This is a genomic window from Pelorhabdus sp. sgz311002, from assembly GCF_056134285.1.
This window is the reverse complement of record NZ_JBWBCL010000001.1, coordinates 71,949-95,595: the sequence shown is the minus strand read 5'-3', so window position 1 is coordinate 95,595 and position 23,647 is coordinate 71,949. Positions and strand designations below refer to the sequence as shown.

Annotated in this window: 21 protein-coding genes; 6 read left to right on the top strand and 15 right to left on the bottom strand. The window is 43.0% G+C overall.

What is annotated here, in order from left to right; genetic code table 11:
* Positions 1-102 precede the first annotated feature (102 nt).
* Positions 103-708, bottom strand: coding sequence for a hypothetical protein (locus AC0NJP_RS00455; protein ID WP_474698405.1), 606 nt, complete (start codon positions 706-708; stop codon positions 103-105).
* A 181-nt stretch (positions 709-889) separates the two neighbouring features.
* Here AC0NJP_RS00455 and AC0NJP_RS00450 point away from each other — a divergent pair, with 181 nt between their 5' ends.
* The 5 genes from AC0NJP_RS00450 to AC0NJP_RS00430 all read left to right on the top strand — a co-directional run bounded on the left by AC0NJP_RS00450 (position 890) and on the right by AC0NJP_RS00430 (position 5,445).
* Positions 890-1,321, top strand: a complete 432-nt coding sequence (locus tag AC0NJP_RS00450; protein ID WP_474698404.1) for a rhodanese-like domain-containing protein — start codon at positions 890-892, stop codon at positions 1,319-1,321.
* Positions 1,318-1,611 (top strand): hypothetical protein, encoded by a 294-nt coding sequence (locus AC0NJP_RS00445; RefSeq protein WP_474698403.1) that lies wholly within the window; start codon positions 1,318-1,320, stop codon positions 1,609-1,611. The genes AC0NJP_RS00450 and AC0NJP_RS00445 overlap by 4 nt, the downstream gene beginning before the upstream one ends.
* A 5-nt stretch (positions 1,612-1,616) precedes the next feature.
* Positions 1,617-2,423 carry an ion transporter gene (locus tag AC0NJP_RS00440; protein WP_474698402.1) on the top strand — a complete coding sequence of 269 codons (807 nt, stop codon included), beginning with the start codon at positions 1,617-1,619 and terminating at the stop codon, positions 2,421-2,423.
* An 8-nt stretch (positions 2,424-2,431) separates the two neighbouring features.
* Positions 2,432-4,159: a hypothetical protein gene (locus AC0NJP_RS00435; RefSeq protein ID WP_474698401.1), complete on the top strand. Its 1,728-nt coding sequence runs from the start codon at positions 2,432-2,434 to the stop codon at positions 4,157-4,159.
* 179 nt (positions 4,160-4,338) lie between these two features.
* Complete coding sequence (locus tag AC0NJP_RS00430; RefSeq protein WP_474698400.1) at positions 4,339-5,445, top strand: beta family protein; 1,107 nt, start codon at positions 4,339-4,341, stop codon at positions 5,443-5,445.
* Here AC0NJP_RS00430 and AC0NJP_RS00425 read toward each other — a convergent pair.
* Entirely contained in the window at positions 5,390-5,977 is a 588-nt protein-coding gene (locus AC0NJP_RS00425) for a sce7726 family protein (RefSeq protein WP_474698399.1), read from the bottom strand. The genes AC0NJP_RS00430 and AC0NJP_RS00425 overlap by 56 nt on opposite strands.
* A gap of 339 nt (positions 5,978-6,316) precedes the next feature.
* Between AC0NJP_RS00425 and AC0NJP_RS00420 the strand changes: the two genes are divergently transcribed.
* Positions 6,317-7,516, top strand: coding sequence for a tyrosine-type recombinase/integrase (locus AC0NJP_RS00420; protein WP_474698398.1), 1,200 nt, complete (start codon positions 6,317-6,319; stop codon positions 7,514-7,516).
* A gap of 93 nt (positions 7,517-7,609) precedes the next feature.
* Here the strand turns inward: AC0NJP_RS00420 and rlmD are convergent, their stop codons facing one another.
* The 13 genes from rlmD to ligA all read right to left on the bottom strand — a co-directional run bounded on the left by rlmD (position 7,610) and on the right by ligA (position 23,645).
* Positions 7,610-8,992, bottom strand: a complete 1,383-nt coding sequence (gene rlmD, locus AC0NJP_RS00415; protein WP_474698397.1) for a 23S rRNA (uracil(1939)-C(5))-methyltransferase RlmD — start codon at positions 8,990-8,992, stop codon at positions 7,610-7,612.
* Positions 8,993-9,009: 17 nt separating this feature from the next.
* Complete coding sequence (locus AC0NJP_RS00410) at positions 9,010-11,433, bottom strand: Lon protease family protein (protein ID WP_474698396.1); 2,424 nt, start codon at positions 11,431-11,433, stop codon at positions 9,010-9,012.
* A gap of 82 nt (positions 11,434-11,515) precedes the next feature.
* Positions 11,516-12,205, bottom strand: a complete 690-nt coding sequence (locus AC0NJP_RS00405) for a lysostaphin resistance A-like protein (protein ID WP_474698395.1) — start codon at positions 12,203-12,205, stop codon at positions 11,516-11,518.
* A gap of 10 nt (positions 12,206-12,215) precedes the next feature.
* Positions 12,216-13,535, bottom strand: coding sequence for a Ger(x)C family spore germination protein (locus AC0NJP_RS00400; protein WP_474698394.1), 1,320 nt, complete (start codon positions 13,533-13,535; stop codon positions 12,216-12,218).
* 28 nt (positions 13,536-13,563) lie between these two features.
* Positions 13,564-13,722, bottom strand: a complete 159-nt coding sequence (locus AC0NJP_RS00395) for a hypothetical protein (RefSeq protein WP_474037959.1) — start codon at positions 13,720-13,722, stop codon at positions 13,564-13,566.
* Positions 13,723-13,737: 15 nt separating this feature from the next.
* Entirely contained in the window at positions 13,738-14,982 is a 1,245-nt protein-coding gene (locus tag AC0NJP_RS00390) for a Ger(x)C family spore germination protein (RefSeq protein ID WP_474698393.1), read from the bottom strand.
* Positions 14,964-16,067 carry a GerAB/ArcD/ProY family transporter gene (locus AC0NJP_RS00385; RefSeq protein ID WP_474698392.1) on the bottom strand — a complete coding sequence of 368 codons (1,104 nt, stop codon included), beginning with the start codon at positions 16,065-16,067 and terminating at the stop codon, positions 14,964-14,966. The genes AC0NJP_RS00390 and AC0NJP_RS00385 overlap by 19 nt, the downstream gene beginning before the upstream one ends.
* Before the next feature lie 18 nt (positions 16,068-16,085).
* A complete protein-coding gene (locus tag AC0NJP_RS00380) occupies positions 16,086-17,933 on the bottom strand; it encodes a spore germination protein (RefSeq protein WP_474698391.1) in 1,848 nt (615 codons plus the stop codon).
* Between the two features lie 166 nt (positions 17,934-18,099).
* On the bottom strand, positions 18,100-19,539 hold the full coding sequence (gene gatB / locus AC0NJP_RS00375; protein WP_474698390.1) for an Asp-tRNA(Asn)/Glu-tRNA(Gln) amidotransferase subunit GatB: 1,440 nt from the start codon (positions 19,537-19,539) through the stop codon (positions 18,100-18,102).
* Positions 19,539-20,999, bottom strand: a complete 1,461-nt coding sequence (gene gatA, locus AC0NJP_RS00370; protein WP_474037952.1) for an Asp-tRNA(Asn)/Glu-tRNA(Gln) amidotransferase subunit GatA — start codon at positions 20,997-20,999, stop codon at positions 19,539-19,541. The genes gatB and gatA overlap by 1 nt, the downstream gene beginning before the upstream one ends.
* 14 nt (positions 21,000-21,013) lie before the next feature.
* Positions 21,014-21,304 (bottom strand): Asp-tRNA(Asn)/Glu-tRNA(Gln) amidotransferase subunit GatC, encoded by a 291-nt coding sequence (gene gatC / locus AC0NJP_RS00365; protein ID WP_474698830.1) that lies wholly within the window; start codon positions 21,302-21,304, stop codon positions 21,014-21,016.
* Positions 21,305-21,361: 57 nt separating this feature from the next.
* Positions 21,362-21,622 carry a DUF1653 domain-containing protein gene (locus AC0NJP_RS00360; RefSeq protein ID WP_474698389.1) on the bottom strand — a complete coding sequence of 87 codons (261 nt, stop codon included), beginning with the start codon at positions 21,620-21,622 and terminating at the stop codon, positions 21,362-21,364.
* Positions 21,609-23,645, bottom strand: coding sequence for an NAD-dependent DNA ligase LigA (gene ligA / locus AC0NJP_RS00355; RefSeq protein WP_474698388.1), 2,037 nt, complete (start codon positions 23,643-23,645; stop codon positions 21,609-21,611). The genes AC0NJP_RS00360 and ligA overlap by 14 nt, the downstream gene beginning before the upstream one ends.
* Positions 23,646-23,647: the final 2 nt, after the last annotated feature.

Genomic DNA, 23,647 nt, shown 5'->3' with positions numbered 1-23,647 from the left:
TCAAATAAAGAGAGGACCTAAGAACAAAAGTTCATAGGTCTCTTCTTTTATCAATATTTTTATCATTAAAATTCACTATTATTTTCCAATTATTATTTCGTTCTATTTTAGATTATTTTTCCAAAGAATACGACTCCAATCCTTAGGTATGAAATAAGATCCTACAAATATAATAAGTGCCAAACAACTTAATATTTCATCAATCTCTTTTTGTTCATCTGACTTAATTTTGTTATCAAAGTAGTTATAAAGGTCAGAATTCAGTCTGAATCTCTCCTTATCATTCTCTATTATCCTAGGCCCATCATCAATAATATATTGTTTGTTTTCTTCTTCTAATGTTTTTCTTATACTGCGTTCTTTAGATACCTCTTGATGAAAAAAAGGTAGATAATCACTTTGGACTAACTTTTGAATAGGACAGGCCAATATTATGATAAAGCAATAAGAAAATACTAAACAAAAGGCTATTTTATGTGCAGTTTTATCCGTATCAATTTTACCTAAAGTACATAATAAACAGATTAACATTATGCCAACAATCGTACTTAGCCAATTCCATTCCCCGCTAGTACTTGCAGTAGATATAGCTCCAGCCATAGCAATTGATAAAATTGGTATCATCGATGCATTTTCTCTTTCAGCCATATCTCTTCTTGTCATATCTCTTCTTGTCATATCTCTTCTTGTCATATCTCTTCTTGTCATATCTCTTCTCCATCGCCAATTATAAATTATTATTTTTACATTATTCTCCACTTATGTAAATATTCCTAGCAAAATAATACAAAATTTTCTATAAAGTGATGACAAATTGAATTCACAGGTGTATGATTTTAGGTATTAAGGCCTAATTACTTGCATTATTTAGAAAAAGGAGCAGATTTTATTGAAGAAAAAAGTCGGTTTGCAACTATTATTAACCTTGCTTTTACTTATTGCTATGTCATCTTTGAGTTATGCCGCGCAGATAAATGTAAAATTTATAGGTGCTGCACAGTACAAAGAAACTGCTAACTCCACAATTTTAATTGATGTCCGTTCATCTTCTAGTCGCGAAAAAAGCAAATTAGAAATTCCAGAATCAAAGTGGATTGATCCATACAGCGGCCCTGCCCTTGAGAACTTTATGAATACTGCAGATAAAAAAGCTTCATACACAATTTTCTGTTCTTGCATTGATGATAATTACAGTATACGAGCAGCCCAAATCTTAGCTAAGAACGGCTTTGAAAATGTTTCTGTTTTACAAGGTGGATGGGATGCTTTAACTAAAACGGGCATTAAAACAGCTCCTATCCAGGAAGGAGGAGCTCAATGAAAAAATTAATATTTTGCACGTTTTTTTGCTTAATGCTCTTCCCCGCAATTGTATTTGGATCTCCGAATCCAAATCAAAATACTCCTCAAATTGATCCTAACTCTATTGCTGGCAGCCTTGATGCAGATCTTCATAGACCTCCTGATAAAAACTCAATCGCCGGAATTAAAGATCCTGATATTATCCCATTAACCAGAGGGTGCTGCAGCTGGCATAAAGGTGTTTGCGGATGTGAAAATGGCCGTACAGTATGTTGTGACGGTACTTATAGCCCTAGTTGTGGTTGTTAGTCTAAATGAATCTAGCAGCATTACCGCAACGATATAAGCTCTATTACGATGCGTTAATGGCCGTTCTTGCGGTTGTAATAATAGGATCTTTATTTGTTGAAGCGCGATTTGATTTAAGCGATAAGGAAACGCTGATATTTAGAGAAATTGACTATGCCGTATGGATTATCTTTGTAGTTGATTACATAGTCCGATTCATTTTATCTAAGGACAAGCTTCAATTTCTTCGTCACAATATCATCGATCTAATTTCTATTCTTCCCTTCGAAGCAGCCTTCCAAGGACTCAGAGCATTACGAATTCTTCGCTTAATCTACATGCTCAGAGTATTTGTTTACCTAAATCGAATTCACACCCGTCTGAGTGCATTAGTTACCACAAATGATTTTCACCATGTTCTTTGGTTTACTTTCTCCACAATTTTTTGTGGCGCAATCGCCATATCTTACGTCGATGACATGGAAATCGGTGATGCTCTTTGGTGGTCGTTTGTAACGACTACAACAGTAGGTTACGGTGACATTGCTCCTCAGTCATTTGGTGGTCGGATAATAGCTGTTTTCCTAATGCTGATAGGCATTGGCTTCTTAAGTATGCTAACGGGTACAATCGCAACTTTCTTTATTAATAGAGATAACTCTCCTTCATCATTTTGTGATGATACAGTTAAAGAAATCACTAAAAAACTTGAACACTTCTCAGATTTAACTATTGAAGATATCGAGAATATGCATACTGTCTTAATTGCTTTGAAAGAACGACAAATTTATAGTCATAACAGTTCTTCTAAAAATTCAGCTCAGGAGTGGTGAGTTCTTTTATGTCACAACCTAATAATCCAACCAACACTGCACTTAAAAATCCTGAAATACAAACTTTAATTACAGATGAAATTGATGGTGTCTTTAAAGAACGTAAAAATTATATTCTAATTGGCCTTACTGGTAGAACTGGAAGTGGATGTAGTACAGCCGCTCAAATATTATCAAAAGAATTTAGAGATATTCCTTTAGAACCGCCCTCAAATTATGAGAACAAAGATAATGAAGCAAGAAAGTACAAATTAATTTACAACTTTTCTAGAAAAAATTGGCATCCATTTACTATAATTGAAGCCAGTAGCATAATCACATCATTTTTACTTGAAGCTAATAAGTCAGAGCTAAAATTACTAAAGTCTCAATACCAACTGTCAATTACTAAAAAAGTCTATAAAGATTTCTTTAAGTTAAAAAAAGAAATAAAATCTCTTAAAATAGAAAAAATAGAAAAAAAAGATACTGAAAAAATAGAAAAAGTATATCATATTTATTTTCAGAAAATACCTAAATTGAAGAATGAACTCAAAAAGTCTTTTGCAATCAATTATTCCTGCTTATATCAATTCTTAGGAGATAAGCTACGTACAGATAAAAACTTTATCAAAGATGATCGCAACGAAACTCCGGCATTACGCATAGCAAAACGAATTAATTGTATCATTAAAATCGCACGTTGGTATAACAAAAAACATGATAGAAAAGATTTTTTTGTCATTGATGCCTTTAGAAACCCTTATGAAGCTTTATTTTTCAAACAACGTTACTCGGCTTTTTATTTAATTGCTATTAATACACCTGACGATGACAGAAAAAAAAGACTTTTAACCCTTAATAACTCCTTAGAAAAAATAAGAATGATTGATGAAAAAGAATATCCCTCAAAAATAGATAACCTTGGTCAAATTGACATTCAATCATGTATTGAGAAATCTGATATACATGTGAATAATCCTACTAGCTCAATTCCACAAAAATATTTTATGCTTAATTCGCGTCTAATTCGATATGTATCACTTATAATGCACCCTGGTATAATTACTCCAACCAAAGAGGAACGATGTATGCAAATTGCTTATACAGCAAAATTCAACTCTGGATGCATATCACGACAAGTTGGAGCTGTTGTGACAGACCAAAGTTTTTCAATAAAGTCAGTAGGCTGGAATGATACTCCTTACGGCCAAGTCCCGTGCTTATTAAGATCGGCTAACGACCTAATAGCCAAACACGATTTGAATGCCTATAGTGATTATGAAACAAAAGACGCTCCTTTCATAGATAAGTTTACTGAAAGCTATCAAGACAGAGCAGAAAAAATTAAAGAAAGGGGCTTGAACTATTCGTATTGTTTTAAAGACATATATAATGAATTAAAAGGAAAAGATAATCAAGTTCATACTAGAGCGTTACACGCTGAAGAAAATGCTTTTTTACAAATCGCTAAATATGGCGCTGTGGGCATAGAAAATGGGATATTATTTACGACTGCAAGTCCATGTGAATTATGTTCCAAAAAAGCTTATCAGCTTGGCATAAAAACAATTTATTATATTGATCCTTATCCTGGAATCTCTGAAAGTCATATTTTAAATTGTGGTTCTAATAAACCAACTCTTATTCTTTTCACAGGGGCAATAGGACGCTCATATCACCAATTATATGAACCAATCATGTCGTACAAAGATGAATTATATGACTTAGCAGGTACTATCAAGAAGCCAAAATAGATCAAATATGCCACACTATATAAAAACTTAAAAATAATATACTATCTCTATAAAGCTCAGTCTATATGCCGCAACTAACTTTACATTATATACGACAAAAACCACAGTACTGCTCTACTGAGTCAGTCTGTGGCTTTTTATTAGTTAGACAAAATTTAAGGAAAGGATCTGATTATTTTATGACAGGGCCAATTTATGTACCAATTTTAAAATGGAAAGCGGGAGAGCAACGAGCGATTAAAGATCTAGATTCAAAAATAAAACCTCTAATTTTACCACTCTGCCTGCTCTCGCCAATTCCATGGAATTTTGATGATGATGATTATAAATGTACCATCGATACCTATCTAAACGAATTTGGTACTAAACTAAAAAATATTTGGGGTACTACTCAACCAATCCTGATTGATGCTGAACAAATCGATGGTGAATTAATGTGCGATGGGTCTCATCCTATAAAATTTATAGTGGATGATGCCGAAAATCAAGGAGTGAAGGCAATTCCGGTTATAGGGTCGGACAAGTCTATTGATTATCTATCAGCAGCATCATATATAGCATCTACATATCAAAGAGGAGTATCTATTCGACTTAAACAGGCGGATTTCTCTAATGCTTCTTCAGTACTATCTCATTTATTATCTTCGGTCGGAGTTACCGCAGACCAAGTTGATTTAGTAATTGATTGTGAGGAAATAAACTCTAAACTTTCAGGGTTGCTTAAAGTAGCACTATCCACGCTTCTAAAAACTTTACCGTCAATCAATACTTATAGAACTGTCACTTTAGCCGGAGCATCTTTCCCAAAATCACTTGCAGGAATTCCAAATTATACTGTAAAAGAATTTTCAAGAGAAGAATTTGACATTTGGAAAGACATAAGCGATGATGAAGATACTCCAGTTGATCTTATTTTTGGCGATTACACTGTTGACGATCCATACTGGCCAGACCGGATCGATCCACGTTTCTTATCAAAAAGAATGATAGGAAATCTTCGTTATACAAAAGACGATAAATGGTATGTTGCAAAAGGAGAGAAACTTTATGGCCCAATTGGTTTTCGTCAGTATATACGAGTAACAAACCTTATAGTAAATCATCCACAGCATATCTTTTGTGGCCCCTCCTATAGTGCGGGCGACAAAAGAATAGATGAATGTGCTAATCGGCTCAATTCTAAGACTGGCAATGCCGGTACTTGGATTCAAGCAGCAGTTAATCATCACATTACTTTTGTAATCGATCAGCTCTCCAATGCGGGCGTCTCTTCAAACACGCTCTAACATTACTTCTTAACTCATCAATACTTATCTTTTCCACCATTCTATCCCAAATTTCCCATTTGCTTTTACTTCTTACACCTTTATCAAAACCATGGCTAGTCAAAATTTCTAAAGCCTCATCGCGCCAAAGAAGTTGAACTAACGAATGCGGATCAATATTATCATTTACGCTAGAGTCCCTTAAAGAAAGTATATCAACTTCCCCGCATTCGTTAGCACTGGCAACTTTAACGCCCCACCATGCAGGGATAATATCATTTATTTTTTCAACAAAACGTTCACCACAAACCAATGTCATATAATCAAAAACTCGGCCATAATACTCCACCTGTTGCGGCAATCGCTCCAAAGTATCGCTGTCACTCTTGATCTCATAACCATGAATTGCTCCATTTATAATAGCAACATCTACACGCGCTTCACCAAAACAAACTTGCATTTCATCAACGATAAGTGTAGATGAATCATAATAAAATTCCTTCTTCAAATCAGAGCGAAGAGCTACTCGCACATCAATTTCCTTTGTTTTCATTGCGTAGCCTCCTAATAGCAAAAAAGACATACTGAAATAGTATATCACAAGATAACCAATATAATCTATTATTTCAATTCAGTTCTATGAAATCCTTCTTAATCGTAGGGGATATACCCTTGAATTTTATGTTCATCTATAAGATAATAACTATAGAATAAATATGGGATGTAAACTCATAGCCAACGAAGAATTTCATAAATTGGTTATTGATCTTTGGCAGAATAACACTCATTTATAAGCAAAGTCGATGGATATTTCCAACGGCTTTTTATTTCACCCATTTTACCGAACATACGTACTGAATTCACTATTAATTCATGGAAAGGAGAACGAAAAATGACCGGAGGAGTTCGTAAAAAAGGCACCACATGGTATTATTATTTTGAAGCTGGCAAGGTGGACGGCAAGCGTAAAAAGATTGAACGAGTCGGCGGCAAGACAAAAAAAGAAGCGGAATCGGCGCTGAGAAAAGCTCTGGCGGAATTCGAAAATACCGGACTGCTCTTCGAGCCTACTGACCTATCTGTCGCAGACTACTTCGACTATTGGTATAAGGAATACGTTTTAAACAACTGCAAATACAATACACAAATGGCCTATCAAAACATCATTGATAAGCACATAAAGCCTGAGCTAGGTATCTATAAACTAAAAGGGCTGCAGCCGTCCGCCTTGCAGGAGTTCATTAACAAAAAATATAACTTTGGTTACTCCAAGAATCATCTATTCAATATTTACACCGTCATATCCGGCGCCTTAAAAGCAGCCGTATTTCCCTTTCAATTTATTAAAGACAATCCAATGCAATATGTAAAAATGCCAAAGTATGAGCATTCTAAGATACAGACTGATCATAAAGTCTTGAGCAAGGAAGAATTCGAAAAAATAATCAAGCGGTTTCCCCAAGGCTCTAGCTTCTACATTCCTCTGCTGATCGCCTACCACACTGGAACGCGTGTCGGCGAATGTACTGCCCTCACCTGGGATTGCATCGACCTGGAAGATAAAAGTATCGTAATAAATAAGACCTTAAACAAGAAGGGCCGTTACTGGTATTTTGGCTCTACTAAGACATCTTCCTCGACTCGTGAGATTCCGATCGGTGACACCCTTTGTGATATTCTAAAACAGCATAAGAAGTGGCAAGCAGCCAACCGATTGAAATACAACGAGTTTTACACGGAATACTACATAGACGATGATAACAGGCTCTACACGCTTGATAAGTCCCACCAAGAAGTGCTGGACCCTGTCGTTAATTTTCTCTGCACGAAAGAAAACGGCGAACTAATTACACCGGAATCGATCAAGTACTGCAGTAAAGTCATTAACTATGAATTAATGATCCAATTTAACTTTCATGCCCTGCGCCATACTCATGCTACCATGCTGATTGAAAACGGTGCTGACATGAAAGATGTACAAACCAGATTAGGACACGCCCACCTCGGAACAACAGCCGATACCTACACGCATGTAACTGCAAAAATGCAGAATAAGACCATAGATATTTTCGAGAAGGCTCTCCATGAATAACAAAAATTCCACCCACTTCACACTGGCGGTGGAAAACGGGTGGAAAAGCGACGAAAAAACGTCTAAATTTATGCGATTAAGTCCGCTAAACCCTTATTCTTTGCGGGTGATGAGAGCGACACACTCCACATGATACGTCATGGGGAACATGTCTACAGGCTGAATTTCTTTGGCTTCGTAGCCTTGTTCAGCCAGATAGCCGAGGTCTCTCGCCAAAGACGCGGGATTGCACGATACATAGACGATTCGGTTTGGTTCCATGCGCACAAACGTATCAAGAACTTCTGAGCTGCAGCCTGCTCGCGGCGGATCGACGACGACAACCTCAGGTCTTAGCCCATCGTGATACAGTTTCGGCATAACCTCAGTGGCATCGCCCACCAGAAACTCAACGTTATCAATTTTGTTATCGGCGGCATTTTTCTTGGCGTCAGCAATAGCTGGCGCCACTACTTCAATGCCGTATACTTTCTTGGCTTGCTGCGCTAGGAAAAGCGAAATCGTACCAGTGCCGCAGTAAGCGTCAATGACAGTTTCTTCGCCTTGCAAGTCAGCATACTTCAGTGCTGTTTCATAAAGGCGTACAGCTTGCTTCGTATTGACTTGGAAAAAGGAATGGGGCGAAATCTGAAAGGTCAAATTCCCCAGTTTATCTTCAATATATTCTTTGCCCCACAGTAGTTTATTTTTAGGTCCCAGCATTACATTGGTTTTGCGCGAATTTACATTCTGCATAATGCTGACAAGTCCAGGAATCCGCTCTTGCAGGCCCTTAATGAAAGCTTCTTGCTCCGGCAATTCTTCGGTGGCTGTTACGACTACGACCATGACTTCGCCAGTAGCGACGCCGACACGTCCCATGGCATAACGCAAGGAGCCTTCGCCAGTTGCTTCTTCATAAGCCTTGATCCGAAGTTCTGTTGCCACAGCCGCTACAGCAGCAGCGACGCGATTATTGGCCTCATGCTGAATAAGACAAGCTTCCATTGGCACAATCTCATGACTTCCCTGGGCATAGCAGCCTGCAATGAGATGGCGTCCGCGGCGCCCAATGGGTAGTAACATTTTATTGCGATAATGCCACGATTCTGGTGATGGCAATACTGGCTGAATGGTAACGCCAGCAAGCTTGCCAATCCGTTCCACTGCGGCTCGCACAGTCTCATATTTGGCTGCAAGCTGTCCTTCATAGGAAAGATGCTGCAATTGACAGCCGCCGCAAGCCTGATAGACAGGACAAGGCGGCGCAATCCGCTCCGGCGCTGCCGTCAATATTTCTAACAGCTGCGCTCGTCCGTAACTTTTCTTTACTTCCTTAACTTTCGCTGTGACCTGTTCGCCAGGCAAAGCGCCTTCAATAAATAAGGTATAGCCGTCTAACCGAGCGACACCTTCGCCGCTATGTCCTAGACCATGAATCTCTACTGTAATTTTATCGCCTTTTTGTACAGGCGGTTTTTGTTTCGCGTCTTTCAATGAATCCTTCTCCTTGCTTATAGATCGGTCGCTTTTTTACTCTCACTGCTTTTTCCTAAAGCAAGATACCGCTCCATATACTCATTTAGTTTATTTACTACTTTAAAATGAACGGTTCCGGCGGGATAAGTTCCATCGCTTTGCGGCGCTCCTGCCGCTACGCCTGTGAGGACTTCTATGCCTTCGTCAATTGTTTTTACGGCATAAATGTGGAAGGTTCCTGCTTGGACGGCTGTCAAAACTTCGTCATTTAGCGTCAGGTTATTAATATTTTGATAAGGGATCATGACCCCTTGCTTACCAGTAAGCCCTTTTAGCTTGCAAACGGAAAAGAAGCCTTCGATTTTCTGGGTAGCGCCGCCAATCGGCTGAATTTCTCCTTTTTGATTGACTGACCCAGTCACCGCGATATCTTGCCGCAAAGGAATGCCTGATAAACTCGACAAAATAGCATAAAGCTCAGTACTAGAGGCGCTATCACCATCAACACCTTCGTAAAGCTGTTCGAAGGTCAGACTGCAAGTGAGTGTCAAAGGGTTTTTCTGGGCATATTTTTCGCCGAGATAGCCGCTTAAAATGAGCACGCCCTTCGTATGGCTTGTGCCGCTGATCTTTGTTTCCCGTTCAATATTAATGACGCCAGATCGCCCCATATAGGTATTGGCGGTAATACGCGACGGCTTACCAAAAGTATACTCGCCGACAGCGAGCACGGCCAAGCCGTTTACCTGACCCACTTTGGCCCCGTCTGTATCCATGAGCAGCTTGCCTTCGGCAAACATATCCTGCAATTTTTCTTCGTACTTATTAGCCCGAAACCGTTTTTCATCAATGGCTTGTTTAATATGCTCTTCCGTGACTACTTCGCTCTTATCCAGAGTCGCCCAGGTGTCGGCCTCACAAATTAATTCGACGACTTCATTAAACCGCGTCGTCAATTTATTTTGACTGCCTGCTAGGCGACTGCAGTATTCTACGACGCGGGCTACAGCGCCGCGGTTAAAGTGCTTAAGTCCTTTACGTACCACTGTGGAACTGATAAAACCAGCTAATTTATGAATATTGCCTGCTGTATTTTCCATTTCCGTATCAAAATCAGCATGAACTTTGAAAAGCTTACGGAAATCCTCATCATAAGAATAAAGCATATGATACAACATGGTATTGCCGACTAAAACGACTTTTACATTTAAATCAATGGGCTCAGGCTTTAACGAAGCCATCGCTAGCATTCCATACTGCTCGCCAAGATTTTCAATGGGCAGTTTTTTCGTTTTCAAAACTCGTTTTAACGCTTCCCACGCGCCGAGATTGCTTAAAATATCACGGGCATGCAGAATTAAATAGCCGCCGTTGGCCCGATGCAGCGCCCCAGCTTTAATCATCGTATAGTCTGTATTGACCACACCCATGCGGGCTTCGTATTCGACGCGCCCCATCAAATTATAATAGGTGGGATTAATTTCTACAACAACAGGCGCACCTTTTAAGTCTTGATTATTCACCAGGACATTAACTTGATACTTTTCCTTAATGTCAGGCTGACGCCGAAACAGGGCTAGAGGATTGGCTTCTTCTTCGCCAGAAGAAGGCTTGAAATCCGCAATGTTTTTCACCACATCTTGTTTTACTTCTTCTAGATAGGCCATCACGGCGTCATTGCCAGCATACTTTTCGAAGAGCTCCTCGAGAAGGTTTCCGGCAGCGTACATCCCGATTTTTTCATCGAGCTTTTTTAATTCTTCGCGCACTTCTCGTTCGATGGCTTGCATACGCCGAATCACCACAAGGGCCTTCTCATGAACCGCCATCACTTTTTTTTCGATCACTTCTCGTTCGTCTTTCGGCAGCTTCTGAAACTCTTCGGCGGTCAAAGCTTTACCATCCATGATCGGCAAACCGACAAATCCGGTCGTAGACCACTGCGGCATAACGCCTTCCTGCTCAGCCAGTTCATTGAATTCATCCATAATTACAGAGCGTTGCTCTTGAAACCGTTTTGCCAGTGTCTTCCGGGACTGCTCATAATCATCACTGCTAAACGCCTTGGAAATACTTGTTTTTAAGTTATCAACAAGATCTTTCATGTCCTGGCGAAAGATTACGCCAATTCCCGGCGGCAATGATAAGGCCAACGGCTGACTGGGGTTATTAAAATGATTCACATAACACCAATCACAAGGAACACTTTGTCCTTTAGCCGCCTGTTTTACAGCATGTTTCGCATAAGTAATTTTCCCTGTGCCCACAAGACCGGAAATATAAATATTATAGCCAGGCGTTTGATTAATAAGGCCAAACTGTACTGCTCGTACTGCTCGTTCCTGGCCGATCATCTCATGTGGTTCTGGGATTTCAGCCGTCGTAGTAAAATCAAATAACTCTTCCTTACAGTGAAAGCGTAACTTTTCAAGGGATAATTCCTGCCAATTCGCCATCATGCAATCTCCTTTTATTCGATTTTCATCCTATTTTCTTCTATGCCTCTTTTTGACTTCGCTGCCTAAGGAAAAACTTCCTCCCTTATCGGTTCGAGTTAAATAAGGTGCTCTGATAAAGCAACAGCAATTTACTGCTGTTAATTATAAAGTGGGCTGTAATCGGTGCGATTAATGAGCCGCTGCGATGGTACAGCCAGCAAAGAGTGCCGCTGACTAGGAGCATTTCCGGCAACCAATATACATTATAATGCATTACGGCAAAAATGAGTGACGTAATCACCATGGCTGGAAAAAAGCCGAAGCGCTGTTTAAGCGGTAAAAAGGTAAACAAACGGTAAAAAAGCTCCTCCGTAACGGGAGCTATGATCGCGCCAAGGATAAACGGCCAGGCAAAGTTCTGCCAGGAATCCGCATTCTTAGCAAGAAACACCAGCGGATGTTCCTTATTGTCTAAAGAAAAGATCGCAGCATAAAGCTGTTCCGAGTAATAGCTTGCTAACAGCAAAACAAACCCACTTACCGCTCCGATCAACAACTGCTTTCTCCCTTTTTTCAAGGTAAGACCGAGATCGTTAAATGACTGATTAGCTCGTTTGATAGTGAAATAGACAAGCCCAAGACTAATCAGGCGGTCCACAAGGTCAACGATCACAACAGAAGCAGACCATCCTATTGGAAGAACATAATGAAACAACACAAATAAACTACTGAAACGAAGCGCATATACAGCAGTTACCTGCTGTAGCCGCCACTCAGCACTCACTTTTCCCATCACCGCCAGCTCACTTTTGGATCGGACTTGTTTGCACCATCAACCCGCTGCGCCGGATTTTACACTCAACTTCGCCGGTAATCGCCGCGTCTTTATAGAGTTCGCGCCAATGAAACTTTTTATAATCAGGCAAAGTAGCAAAATTTGGCCGGAAATAATCACCTATTCCTAAAATATCACTATTCATGGTTTGGGTCGCTTGAATAAGGTCTAACAAATCCCTGGTAAATAAATTGCTCAAATAATCTTCCAGTAGTTTTTGATAGGCCGGATCTTCATAGTGAATGCCACTCGTGATCCCACTGAGCTCACATTCCACGACTAAATGAAGATGAGCGCTCGGTTTCCCATCAACAATGGCAGTAGTAACCTTCGGTGATTCCTCAACGCGATAGCGAAAGTTAATCCCCTTGGGACTTTCCGGTACCAGTGGATCTTTCACGCTCACAAAGCCATTTTCTAAATGTCGTAAAAACAACTCTTTGATGCGTACTTGATCGCTTTTTAAAATACCTGCCAATTTGTCCCCATGAAATACAGCGGCCCCTATAACTTCAATCGGATTCCCCGAACTGCGCGGCAAGTCGCCTGCTTGATGCGGCGCTTCAAGTGGCTCTAAAGAATCGGGAGATTCCGTAGAAGCAGAAGCTTCCGTTGCCGCTTGCGCCATCGCTGGACTACTAAGCCGCCGATTGGGCGCCACGAAAGTAATATAAGAATCCTGTCCCTCACTTTTCATCGTTCGATAGAGCTGATGAAGCGACACGCCAGGAAAATAGCCAGAATTACTATCAGTCTGCATCATAAGTTCATACCATTGATAGAGAAAGGTGGACAGTCCGGGGCGAATTTCATTTAGAAAGTTTTTGGCGCTACCGCTAGTTACAGCAACATACATGGAACCGCGATATTCCTGAAAGCGTATGAGCGAAATAATAATATCGCCAATGCCATCCTTGGCTAATTCTTCACCTAAAACAATAAACTTCGTATGATTAAATATGGGAATCAGCGCCAAAGTTGATTTCAGTTCATTCCGCGTCTCCGCTACGGAAAAACCAGAAACCGTAATATTGACCCAGTCTTTTTTCGAGTCTCCGTCTTGTTCTTTATCATTGCTTGTCTCGCTACTACCGCCTTGTTCAATCGCCGATACTGCTACGGGTCGGGCAATTTGATAGGTCACCTCTAACTGCTGATTTTCCCCTTTATCAATCCCAATCGCTACAACATAAGCATTTTGTTCTGCTTCGCGGGATCCGTTGCAGCCGCTGATTAGAAAAACACAGAAAATGCAGCAGCCAATCAAACATTTCTGCAATGGCTTCATAACGTCCCTTCTCTTTCGCCGAAAGTTCCTACTGTGTAAAGCGGTACAAGGCCAGTCCCAAGGTACCAACACAAAGCAATGAAATCACCAGATAGCCTGATTGTTTCCCGTCTTTTTTCATATAAGCGCCAAAGGAGTAGACGTGAATCACGCTCCCCAACGTTAATAGAAAGTAAACAACATCCACCTAAATCCCCCGCTTCTATTCCTTTCCCTGTAGCGGCGTCGTCTGCCATAACAAGCCGGTTCGCCGAATTTTCACGACCATCTCAACTTGAATATCCGCTTCTTTATAGCGATCGCTCCAATTAAAGTTCTGATACTCTTGGTAGCTTGATAAAAAGGGCGTCATATACTGTTCAAGTCCAATTACATCACAACCGCAAGCCTGTGTCTTTGCCAGCAATCGCTGCGCATCTTCCGTAACAAATTGACTAGCTGCTTGTTCTAACACGCTTTGATACTCTTTGCTTTCATAATGAATTCCGCTAGCATTGCTCGAAATGACAGCATCGACTTTTTGGTGAATCTGAATCACCGCTTTTCCGTCGATGAGCTGCGCCTTGATTTGCGGCCGATCATCCACGCGCAAACGGAGCGATATTTGCTGCTGCGGTGAAAAAGGATCTGCCAAGGAAATAAAGCCTTGACGGAAGTTTCCTAAAAGCATATTAACAATTCTGGTCTCATTACTATCAAGAATCTCCACCATTTTATCGCCATGAAACAAAGCAAGTCCGGCAAATTCAATCGGATTTCCGCCTTGGCGCGGCAAAGTGCCGCTTACATGAACTTGCTCTTTTCGCCCTGGCAGGGGCTTGGGTTCCATTTTACTCTTACTATCTTTGGTTTCATTTACGCCGCCTAAAACAGCGTAAGAAGCCTCATGACCTTGTTTTAACCGTAAGTAAAAATTATGGAGCGTGGACTTTGCATATAGACCAGTATCGTCACTTTCCTGCAACATCATTTCAAAATATTTTGCTGGTGATAAAGTAACCGGTGGGCTATTTTTTTCAATAAAATTCTGCGCTTTACCGCGAGTCACAACGACAAAGGATGAACCACGATACTCGCGATAGCGCATTAGTGGTCCTAATGTATTAGCAATACCGCTTCGGGCCAGTTCCTCCCCAAATACAATGGCTTTCACATGATAAATGACTGGCGTTAAGGCCACTGTAGAATTGAGTAAATTTCTGGCTTCCGCAATGGATAAGACCGAAAAAGTCATGTTCAGTGTTCGCTTACCGCCACCACCGCCCTGTCCGGCAATGGCCCGGGGAATGGCGATCTGATAAGTTACGTTGAGTTTCCCCCCTTCCCCTTTATCCAGCCCCATCACGAGAACGTAAGCAAGCTGATCCGTTTCCTGTGAACCATTACACCCAGCTAGCAAGCAACTACTCCATACAATCAGTAAAGCAACTAAGCACTTTTTCCCCATTCAAATCCCTTCCTTTGCTTAATCCATAAAGCAACAAGCAGCAGGATCGGAATTACAAAAACCGCTAAATCATTCACTAAAATAAACTTAGTATCAAGCTGCACTGTCTTATTTATATCCTCAGGCAGCAAAGCTAAATTACACATGAGCATTGCCATACAAGGCATTAATGGACGAATCATGGGCAAATCTAAGACGCGGCCAAGTAAATAATTGACCATAAAGAAATTGATTGCAATGGCTAAAGCCCCCAAAATAACCCATGTCACAATAAAGAAGGCCTCTAAATGCTGAAAAAAGCGTCCAAGATAAATGAGCCTAGCCAGTTCAAAAAAAGGCATTGTTTTTTCTGACCCCACAGCAACACCAAAAACCATAATAAAAATAACCATCATATAGGCTTTTAACAATACAGAAACGGTAATTCCTTGTAATAAACTATGCCGTAGAGTTTTTATATTCTGAAAAGAAGGAGCTAAGATAAAGAGCGTTAAAAATCCGGCATTGTAGCCGGCGCCTTTAATCCCCTGTACCAAACAAGGCACCAAGCCATTTCCCTGCCAGGGCAGCAGTTGATAAGGAATATAAAACGGATATAGTAATAGCGTAACTGCCAAAAAGCTGACGATCATCAGCGGCATAAAAATGATACTGCAGCGACTAATCCCGCTCGCGCCAAAATAGGTTACGGCTAAAGCGCTCAAGGTATAGACAAGGATGGATATGCGTACATCCATCCCTGGCATGGCCGTAATCAATGTATTTTCCGCATATTGCCTGATAAGTAAAACGCCATTGCCGCCAGATACGACAATAAGAATTCCCATAATCAGACAAGCCGCTTTTTTCCCCAGCAAAATAGACGTCACAGCAAATAGATCACCCTTGATTTTACTATGAATATAGACTAACAGAAAGGCAATAAAGAGGGCCACCAAGCCATTAACCAGCAGGTAGAGCCAGCCTAGCTGCGCCTGCTGTGATAAAACAAGGGTAAAGGAATTTAAGGTGACTCGCGGCAATAAGCTGATAAAGACTAAAGCGGCCCCTTCCGAAAGCCCCATTCTCCCTACTTCATAACTCATGACGCACCTTCTTTCGCTTTATCGAGCCGGATCTTCATCAGTCCAGGAACGACTAATATTAGGCTGACGAATCGGATCTTTAGTATTCAACTCATCAGGCCGTGACTGCTGATTAAAATGTTGTCCTTTTAGTAGAATATCTTTGCCTTTTTCGACTTTTGGCGCAATTGGTGCTAAATAAGGTACGCCAAAAGATTTCATACTGCTTAATAAACCTGTCAAAACAAAAATTCCTACGGCAATTCCGACAAGGCCGAGAACCGATCCTAAAATCAGAAACAGAAAACTAAGCATCCGCAAAGCAATTCCCAAACGGTATTCCGGCAAAATAAACGAAGCGAGCCCCGTAACTGCCACCACAATAATCATGATTGGGCTTACGATCTTGGCCATGACGGCGGCTTGCCCCAAAATAATCGCGCCGACAATGCCAATAGTCGGTCCAAGTAACCCGGGAATGCGCAGGCCCCCTTCTCGAATCAGTTCAAACGATCCCATCATTAATACAATTTCCACCACAGCCGGAAAGGGCACTTGCTCTCGCGCCGCAGCAATGGCCAGCACCAGATCAGTCGGCAGCGCTTCCTGATGAAAGAGGCTAATGGCGATAAATACGCCAGGAAGAAACGTCGTCAAAAAGGCTCCGATAATGCGGATGTAACGAATCATGGTTACATAAGAAGCAGGCAGACTATAATCTTCTGATGACTGCAGCAAGGAAAATAAACTGATCGGCACGATTTGGGCAAAAGGATTGCCTTCAATTAAGATAGCAATGCGTCCTTCGACGAGGTTTGCCGCTACCCTATCTGGTCTTTCCGTCGAAAGAGCCTGAGGAAACCAAAAATTCGGGTGATCAATCAGCATCTGTATTAATTCACCAGCTTCGGTAATATAGGCCGTCGACAAGCTTTCAATGCGGCGACGAACCTCCTTAACAAGCTGTTCATTGGCGATTGACGCAATATACATGACAGCACATTGCATCCGCCCCCGCTTCCCGATTCGATGCATTTCAGTCACCAGATCGCTGGCCCGAAGTACAGACCGTACGAGAGCCGTATTGACGCGCAACACTTCCGTAAAGGCTTCCTGTGATCCCCTGACGGCAGATTCCGTAACCGGTGTTGACACAGCGCGACGTTTGCCGCCCCGTGCGTCAACAGCTAAGACCTCGGCGCTACCTTCCAGAAAGAGTATAGCGTCGCCATTATTGATCGCTTGTTCAATATCAGCGAATTCTTTGAGTAGCTGCTCCTGGCTGTTGGGTAGACACTGCTCTCGGATTTGTCTAAGCAAAGAAGCTTCTTGTTTCTGACAGGAATGGACCATGAGAGAACGCAAAATGCCTTGGTTAATAATATTCTTATCAACAATGCCATCCATAAAAACAAGCAAGGCCTTCACCTTGCCTTCTCCTGGCAAAGTAAAATAGCGCAAAACAAGATCCTTATTTCGCGGCAACTGATAAATTTGGCTAAGGACGCGGTCATTCTCAGCTAAATTTGTGCTTATGGTCCGTTCATACGGAAGCAACGCTTCGCGATAAGCAAGATTCAATGGTTCTACTTCCTGCCATTCTGCCATAAGACTATTTGCTTGTTGCTGAATTGATTGTAATGTTTTAGCATCAGGCGCTGTTTGAACCATGGAAACAGCCGCTTGCAGAACCGCCTGAAGGTGACGGCCATAACGTAATAGCGCCTTCATTTCGCGCAAAACTTGTACGGTAGTATCCTCTTGTGAAACCGCGCCATCATCGCCCTTCACTTCATCGAGGACAAAGCGTGGCTGCTTCGGCGTCGGTTGATACAGAAGGGTTCCTGCAATAAAGCTAGCTATAGTTTGAAACCAGTTTTTGGCCATTTATCTTCCTCCGCCTCGCAAGAAAGTATTTCTAGTATGTGCGGCCGCAGATGTTTTTACTAAAAAAATAGTAGAGGTGTTTTGGCCGTAAAAAAGCCGTCTCCCGAAGAAGACGACTTTTTACAGATTTATAATTCTTTTATGAGCTGATGAATCAGCAAGATATTTATTGAATTCTATCGCGCAGCATTTTATTCACCATTTCGGGATTAGCGCGGCCTTTCGTCTGCTTCATAATCTGACCAACAAGGAAGCCCAAGGCTTTTTCCTTACCGCCTTTATAGTCGGCAATTGATTGCGGATTCGCCGCAATAACCGAGTCGACAATAGCAAGAATGGCTCCTTCATCGCTGATCTGTACAAGACCTTTATCTTTTACGATTTGCTGGGCATCATGACCCGTTTTCCACATTTCCTCAAACACAGTTTTAGCAATTTTGCTGGAAATGGTTCCTTTGTCAATGAGTTGCAGCAATCCCGCCAGTTTTTCCGGCGCTACTGGGCATTCTTTTACGGACAAGCCTTCGTTGTTTAAATGCTTCGATACTTCGCCCATAAGATAGTTCGCTGCTGCTTTCGCGTCCGCTTTATGACTGACGACAGCATCAAAATACTCGGCCATCGCCCGTGATGCCGTAATAACACCAGCATCATAAGAAGATAAGCCATGTTCCGCCATGAGGCGTTCTCTTCTCGCGTCAGGCAGTTCCGGCAAACTGGCGCGAATTTCAGCAATCCGCTCGTCGCTTGTCACAATAGGCACAAGATCCGGCTCAGGGAAATAACGATAGTCATGGGCCTGCTCTTTGCTGCGCAAGGACGCCGTAATGCCTTTGCCTTCGTCCCAAGTACGCGTTTCCTGAATAATCTCGCCGCCATCTTCCAATACTTCGGTCTGACGCTCCACTTCATATTCCAGCGCTCGCTGCACGGCCCGGAAGGAGTTGAGATTCTTCATTTCAGCCTTGGTGCCAAATTCTTCTTGACCTACAGGACGCAGTGATACGTTGGCATCGCAACGCAAACTGCCTTCTTCCATTTTGCAGTCTGATACGTCGATATATTCCAGAATGGATTTCATTTTTTCCAAATAAGCTTTCGCTTCTTCGGGGGTACGAATATCAGGCTCGGACACAATCTCAATCAAAGGAACCCCTGTTCTATTGTAGTCTACGAGACTGTAATCAGAGTTAGAAATTGTCGTGCCCGCATGAACTAGCTTACCCGCATCTTCTTCCATATGTACGCGTGTAATGCCAATACGCCGTGTTTCGCCATCTACCTCAATATCTAAATAGCCGTTTACAGCGATCGGCAAATCATATTGAGACGTTTGGAAGTTTTTCGGCAGATCAGGATAATAATAGTTTTTACGGTCAAATTTGCTGAATGGCAAAATCGTGCAATTTAGCGCCAGACCAGCGCGAATGGCAAACTCTACGACTTTTTCATTCAATACCGGCAGAACGCCAGGAAGCCCTAGGCATACCGGGCATACATTCGTATTCTGCTCAGAACCGAACTGGGTGCTGCAGCCGCAGAAGATCTTTGTTTTTGTTTTTAATTCAGAATGAACTTCAAGTCCAATGACTGTTTCGTATCTCATTATTTGGCCTCCCCGAGCGGCGCCAAGCGCGTAAAGTAGTCATTATTTTGTTCAAAGGTATAGGCGGCCTGAAGCAGAGTTGCTTCCGCTAAAGGTTTGCCGATAAACTGCATCCCTACTGGTAGACCGTTGGCAAAGCCGCAAGGAACAGAAATACCCGGAAGACCGGCCAAGTTAACCGGAACAGTGCATACGTCTTGTAGATAGAGAGTCAAAGGATCAGTAAATTCACCGATTTTAAAAGCGGCGGAAGGCGCTGTTGGCGTTAAAAGAACGTCAACTTTTTCAAAGGCCTTATCAAAGTCTTGTTTTACGAGCGTCCGTACTTTAAGTGCTTTCAGGTAGTAAGCGTCATAGTAGCCGGAGCTTAACGCATACGTTCCCAGCATGATCCGGCGTTTGACTTCGTCGCCAAAGCCTTCGCTGCGAGTCTTTTTATACATATCAACAATATCAGAGCCTTCTTTACGATAGCCAAAGCCGACACCGTCATAACGAGCCAGATTCGAACTTGCTTCTGCCGGAGCTAAGAGATAATAGACCGACAAGGCATGTTCCGTATGCGGCATGGAGACTTCCTGAATATCAGCGCCGAGCGAAGCCAACTGATCAATGGATTTTCTAATGGCGCTTTCCACAGCCGGGTCCATTCCTTTTACGAAATACTCCTTAGGAATTCCGACTTTCAGGCCTTTTACATCATTAACAAGCGCTGTTTTATAATCGGGTGCAACCGTATTGCTTGACGTAGAATCGCGATGATCATGACCAGCAATGGCATTCATGACAATAGCGCAGTCGGTGACGTCCCGTGTCAACGGCCCGATCTGGTCTAATGAAGAAGCATAGGCAATGAGACCGTAACGAGAAACACGACCATACGTCGGTTTTAAGCCAACAAGACCGCAAAAGGCTGCAGGTTGACGGATTGATCCGCCCGTATCAGAACCTAATGCCCAAATGGCTTCGCCTGCTGCTACAGCCGCAACAGAACCGCCGCTGGAACCGCCAGGAACGCGGCTCAAATCCCAAGGATTATGCGTAGGGAAGAACGCCGACGATTCGGTCGAACCGCCCATAGCGAATTCATCAAGATTCGCTTTGCCTGTCATGACAAAATCAGCTTGCTGCAGTTTTTCAATAACGGCAGCATTATAGGGCGGTACAAACTTCTCCAACATTCTTGAGGAACAAGTTGTCCGAATATCTTTCGTGCAAATATTATCTTTAATCGCGCCAGGAATCCCTGCTAAATCACCAATCTGTTCTCCAGCGGCAATTTTGGCATCAACTGCGCGAGCCTGCTCCAGAGCGGTTTCTTTCGTAACCGTCACATAGGCTTTTACTTGGCTGTCTACAGCATCAATCCGCTCGAAAACGGACTCAGAAAGCTCTACGGCGGAAATTTCCTTGTTTACTAATTTTTCATGCAATCCATGAATTGTCTCTTTCCATAGCATAAGCGCCTTTCCTCCTACCCTTCCACGACTTTGGGAACTCTAAAGTAGCCGTCTTCCGGCTCAGGCGCATTTTGCTGCGCCAATTCACGCGCGAGCGATGGTTTCACTTCATCAGCACGCATAACATTTTGAATCGGCAAAACATGAGCCATAGGAGGCGTATCGGCCGTATCTAAGCTGCTGAGACTTTCAGCATAATCTAAAATAGCGCTAAGCTGACTGGCAAAAGTCTCAATCTGATCTTCGGCAATATCCAAACGGGACAGCAGCGCTACCTGCTTTACATCTTCGTTGGTAATTTTCATCATTTCACCATCCATTTTTCTGCTTTTCTGCAAATAATTATATATTATATCACAAAGTTACTCAGAGATGTGAGGCCCCAGGTAGGAAAAGCGCTGAATCTGACGACCTTCGCGATCTACTAGCTCCAAAAACATGGCTTTCGGACGAACCCACAGTTTTCCTTCGCCATAGAGCGGACGATAAAGCACGAGCAGTTCCTCTGTTTCGGAATGAATCACTTCTCCAATCACTTCGTATTCTTTGCCCTTAAAGTGGCGATAGCGTCCTGGTTGAATGGGGGATTCATTTTGTATCGTACTAGTTTTATCTGTCATCATCGGCCTCCTCCAGCCAGCTCACGAGGATTTCCTCAGAGATCACCGGAATATTAAGCACTTGCGCTTTCGCCAGCTTACTGCCAGCTTCTTCGCCAGCTACCACATAATCGGTTTTTTTACTGACAGAGCCGGACACCTTGCCGCCTCTAGCTGTAATTGCCGCGGCAGCTTCCGTGCGGGACAGGGTTGGCAAAGTACCTGTCAGCACGAAGGTCTTACCAGCAAACTGCGCTGTAGCAGTAACTGGTTTTGCCAGAGCGGTCATAACCAGTCCCAGCTCCGTTAAATCGGCAATTAAATGCTGATTCTTTTCCTGCTGGAAATAGTGGCAAATGCTTGCCGCCATTTTGGGACCAATTTCAGCAATCGCTGTAATTTCTGCCTCGTCGGCTTGCTGCAAAGCTTCAATCGAACCAAAATGCTGCGCTAACAGCGCTGCAGCTTTTACGCCTACATGGCGGATTCCCAGTCCGAAGAGCAGACGCTCCAGGCCCGCTTCTTTGCTTTTGGCAATCGCTTCAATGAGATTATTGGCTGATTTAGCGGCAAATCGCTCTAAGTTCAGCAGTTCCTCGACTGTCAGACGATACAGATCCGCCACCGAAGTGACTAGACCGCTATCGACTAAGGCAATGGCCACCGCCTCACCTAGACCTTCAATATTCATGGCATCGCGGGACACAAAGTGAATCAGCCCTTCCCGAAATAAAGCCGGACAGTGGGGATTGCTGCACTTATGGGCCGCCTCCTGCCCTTCTTTAACCACAGGAAACCCACATTCAGGGCACTCCGCTGGCATAACAAAAGGTATTTCATCGCCAGTTCGTTCTTCCGTAACAACCCGCACGACTTCGGGGATGATTTCACCCGCCTTGTGAATCAGCACTTTATCGCCAATCTTGATATCTTTTTCGGCAATATAATCGCTATTATGCAGCGCCGCCCGGCTCACAGTCGTACCAGCCAAGTGGACTGGCTTTAAATTCGCCGTTGGCGTAAGTACCCCTGTCCGCCCGACACTAATATCTATGGACAGAACCTCGGTTTTAGCTTGTTCAGCGGGAAATTTGAAGGCAATGGCCCAGCGCGGTACTTTAGCTGTTGCACCAAGCGCTTTTTGAGCAGCTAGCGAATTCACCTTGATGACAATCCCATCAATTTGGTACGGCAGGGCAAAGCGTTTTTCCGACCAACTGTCGCAAAAAGCAATGACCGCTTCAATATCAGGCAGCAGCGTCGCATGGGAATTGATTTTAAAGCCCTGCTCTTTCGCATACTGAAGCCCGGCATAATGGGTCGCAAGCTCGGCGGGCGCTCCCTCGCCCAATCCGTAGATAAACATATCGAGGGAACGCTTAGCCGCAATTTTCGGGTCAAGCTGACGGAGCGATCCCGCCGCGGCATTGCGCGGATTGGCAAAAGCGGCTTCGCCTGCTTCATCGCGTTCTTCATTAAGTCGCTCAAAGGAACGAAAGGGCATATAGACTTCGCCGCGAACTTCGAGCAACGGCGGCGCCGCCTGGTGGAGTTTCAAGGGAATCGAACGAATGGTACGAATATTATTCGTCACATTTTCGCCGTATTCGCCATCACCTCTTGTCGCTCCCTGGATAAGCCGCCCCGCCTCGTAGGTAAGATTCATGGCTAAACCATCGATTTTCAGTTCGCCGACATATTCGATGGTTTGATTAGGCAAAGCTTGATGGATACGCTGGTCGAAATCGCGTAGTTCCTGCGCGGAAAAAGCGTTCGCTAAACTTAATAGGGGCTGACGATGGGCCACCTTCTCAAAGCCGTCGGCGACAACACCGCCCACACGCTGCGTCGGCGAATCCTCGGTAATAAGCTCAGGATAAGCTTCTTCCAACTGCTGCAATCGACGCAGCAACCCATCAAAATCACTATCAGCGATTTTCGGGTCATCAAGGACATAGTAATAGTAATTATGGGTATGAATTGTTTCTCGTAAAGACGTTATTTCCCGTTCCGCTTCCTCACGCGTACACCCGATTGGTTCGTTCAAAA

What these genes read in the sequence shown, in the direction of transcription:
- AC0NJP_RS00455 (WP_474698405.1), bottom strand. Translation starts at nt 708, where the DNA reads ATGACAAGAAGAGATATGACAAGAAGAGATATGACAAGAAGAGATATG.
- AC0NJP_RS00445 (WP_474698403.1), top strand. Translation starts at nt 1,318, where the DNA reads ATGAAAAAATTAATATTTTGCACGTTTTTTTGCTTAATGCTCTTCCCC.
- AC0NJP_RS00440 (WP_474698402.1), top strand. Translation starts at nt 1,617, where the DNA reads ATGAATCTAGCAGCATTACCGCAACGATATAAGCTCTATTACGATGCG.
- AC0NJP_RS00435 (WP_474698401.1), top strand. Translation starts at nt 2,432, where the DNA reads ATGTCACAACCTAATAATCCAACCAACACTGCACTTAAAAATCCTGAA.
- AC0NJP_RS00430 (WP_474698400.1), top strand. Translation starts at nt 4,339, where the DNA reads ATGACAGGGCCAATTTATGTACCAATTTTAAAATGGAAAGCGGGAGAG.
- AC0NJP_RS00425 (WP_474698399.1), bottom strand. Translation starts at nt 5,977, where the DNA reads ATGAAAACAAAGGAAATTGATGTGCGAGTAGCTCTTCGCTCTGATTTG.
- AC0NJP_RS00420 (WP_474698398.1), top strand. Translation starts at nt 6,317, where the DNA reads ATGACCGGAGGAGTTCGTAAAAAAGGCACCACATGGTATTATTATTTT.
- AC0NJP_RS00410 (WP_474698396.1), bottom strand. Translation starts at nt 11,433, where the DNA reads ATGATGGCGAATTGGCAGGAATTATCCCTTGAAAAGTTACGCTTTCAC.
- AC0NJP_RS00405 (WP_474698395.1), bottom strand. Translation starts at nt 12,205, where the DNA reads ATGGGAAAAGTGAGTGCTGAGTGGCGGCTACAGCAGGTAACTGCTGTA.
- AC0NJP_RS00400 (WP_474698394.1), bottom strand. Translation starts at nt 13,535, where the DNA reads ATGAAGCCATTGCAGAAATGTTTGATTGGCTGCTGCATTTTCTGTGTT.
- AC0NJP_RS00390 (WP_474698393.1), bottom strand. Translation starts at nt 14,982, where the DNA reads ATGGGGAAAAAGTGCTTAGTTGCTTTACTGATTGTATGGAGTAGTTGC.
- AC0NJP_RS00385 (WP_474698392.1), bottom strand. Translation starts at nt 16,067, where the DNA reads ATGAGTTATGAAGTAGGGAGAATGGGGCTTTCGGAAGGGGCCGCTTTA.
- AC0NJP_RS00380 (WP_474698391.1), bottom strand. Translation starts at nt 17,933, where the DNA reads ATGGCCAAAAACTGGTTTCAAACTATAGCTAGCTTTATTGCAGGAACC.
- gatB (WP_474698390.1), bottom strand. Translation starts at nt 19,539, where the DNA reads ATGAGATACGAAACAGTCATTGGACTTGAAGTTCATTCTGAATTAAAA.
- gatA (WP_474037952.1), bottom strand. Translation starts at nt 20,999, where the DNA reads ATGCTATGGAAAGAGACAATTCATGGATTGCATGAAAAATTAGTAAAC.
- gatC (WP_474698830.1), bottom strand. Translation starts at nt 21,304, where the DNA reads ATGAAAATTACCAACGAAGATGTAAAGCAGGTAGCGCTGCTGTCCCGT.
- AC0NJP_RS00360 (WP_474698389.1), bottom strand. Translation starts at nt 21,622, where the DNA reads ATGATGACAGATAAAACTAGTACGATACAAAATGAATCCCCCATTCAA.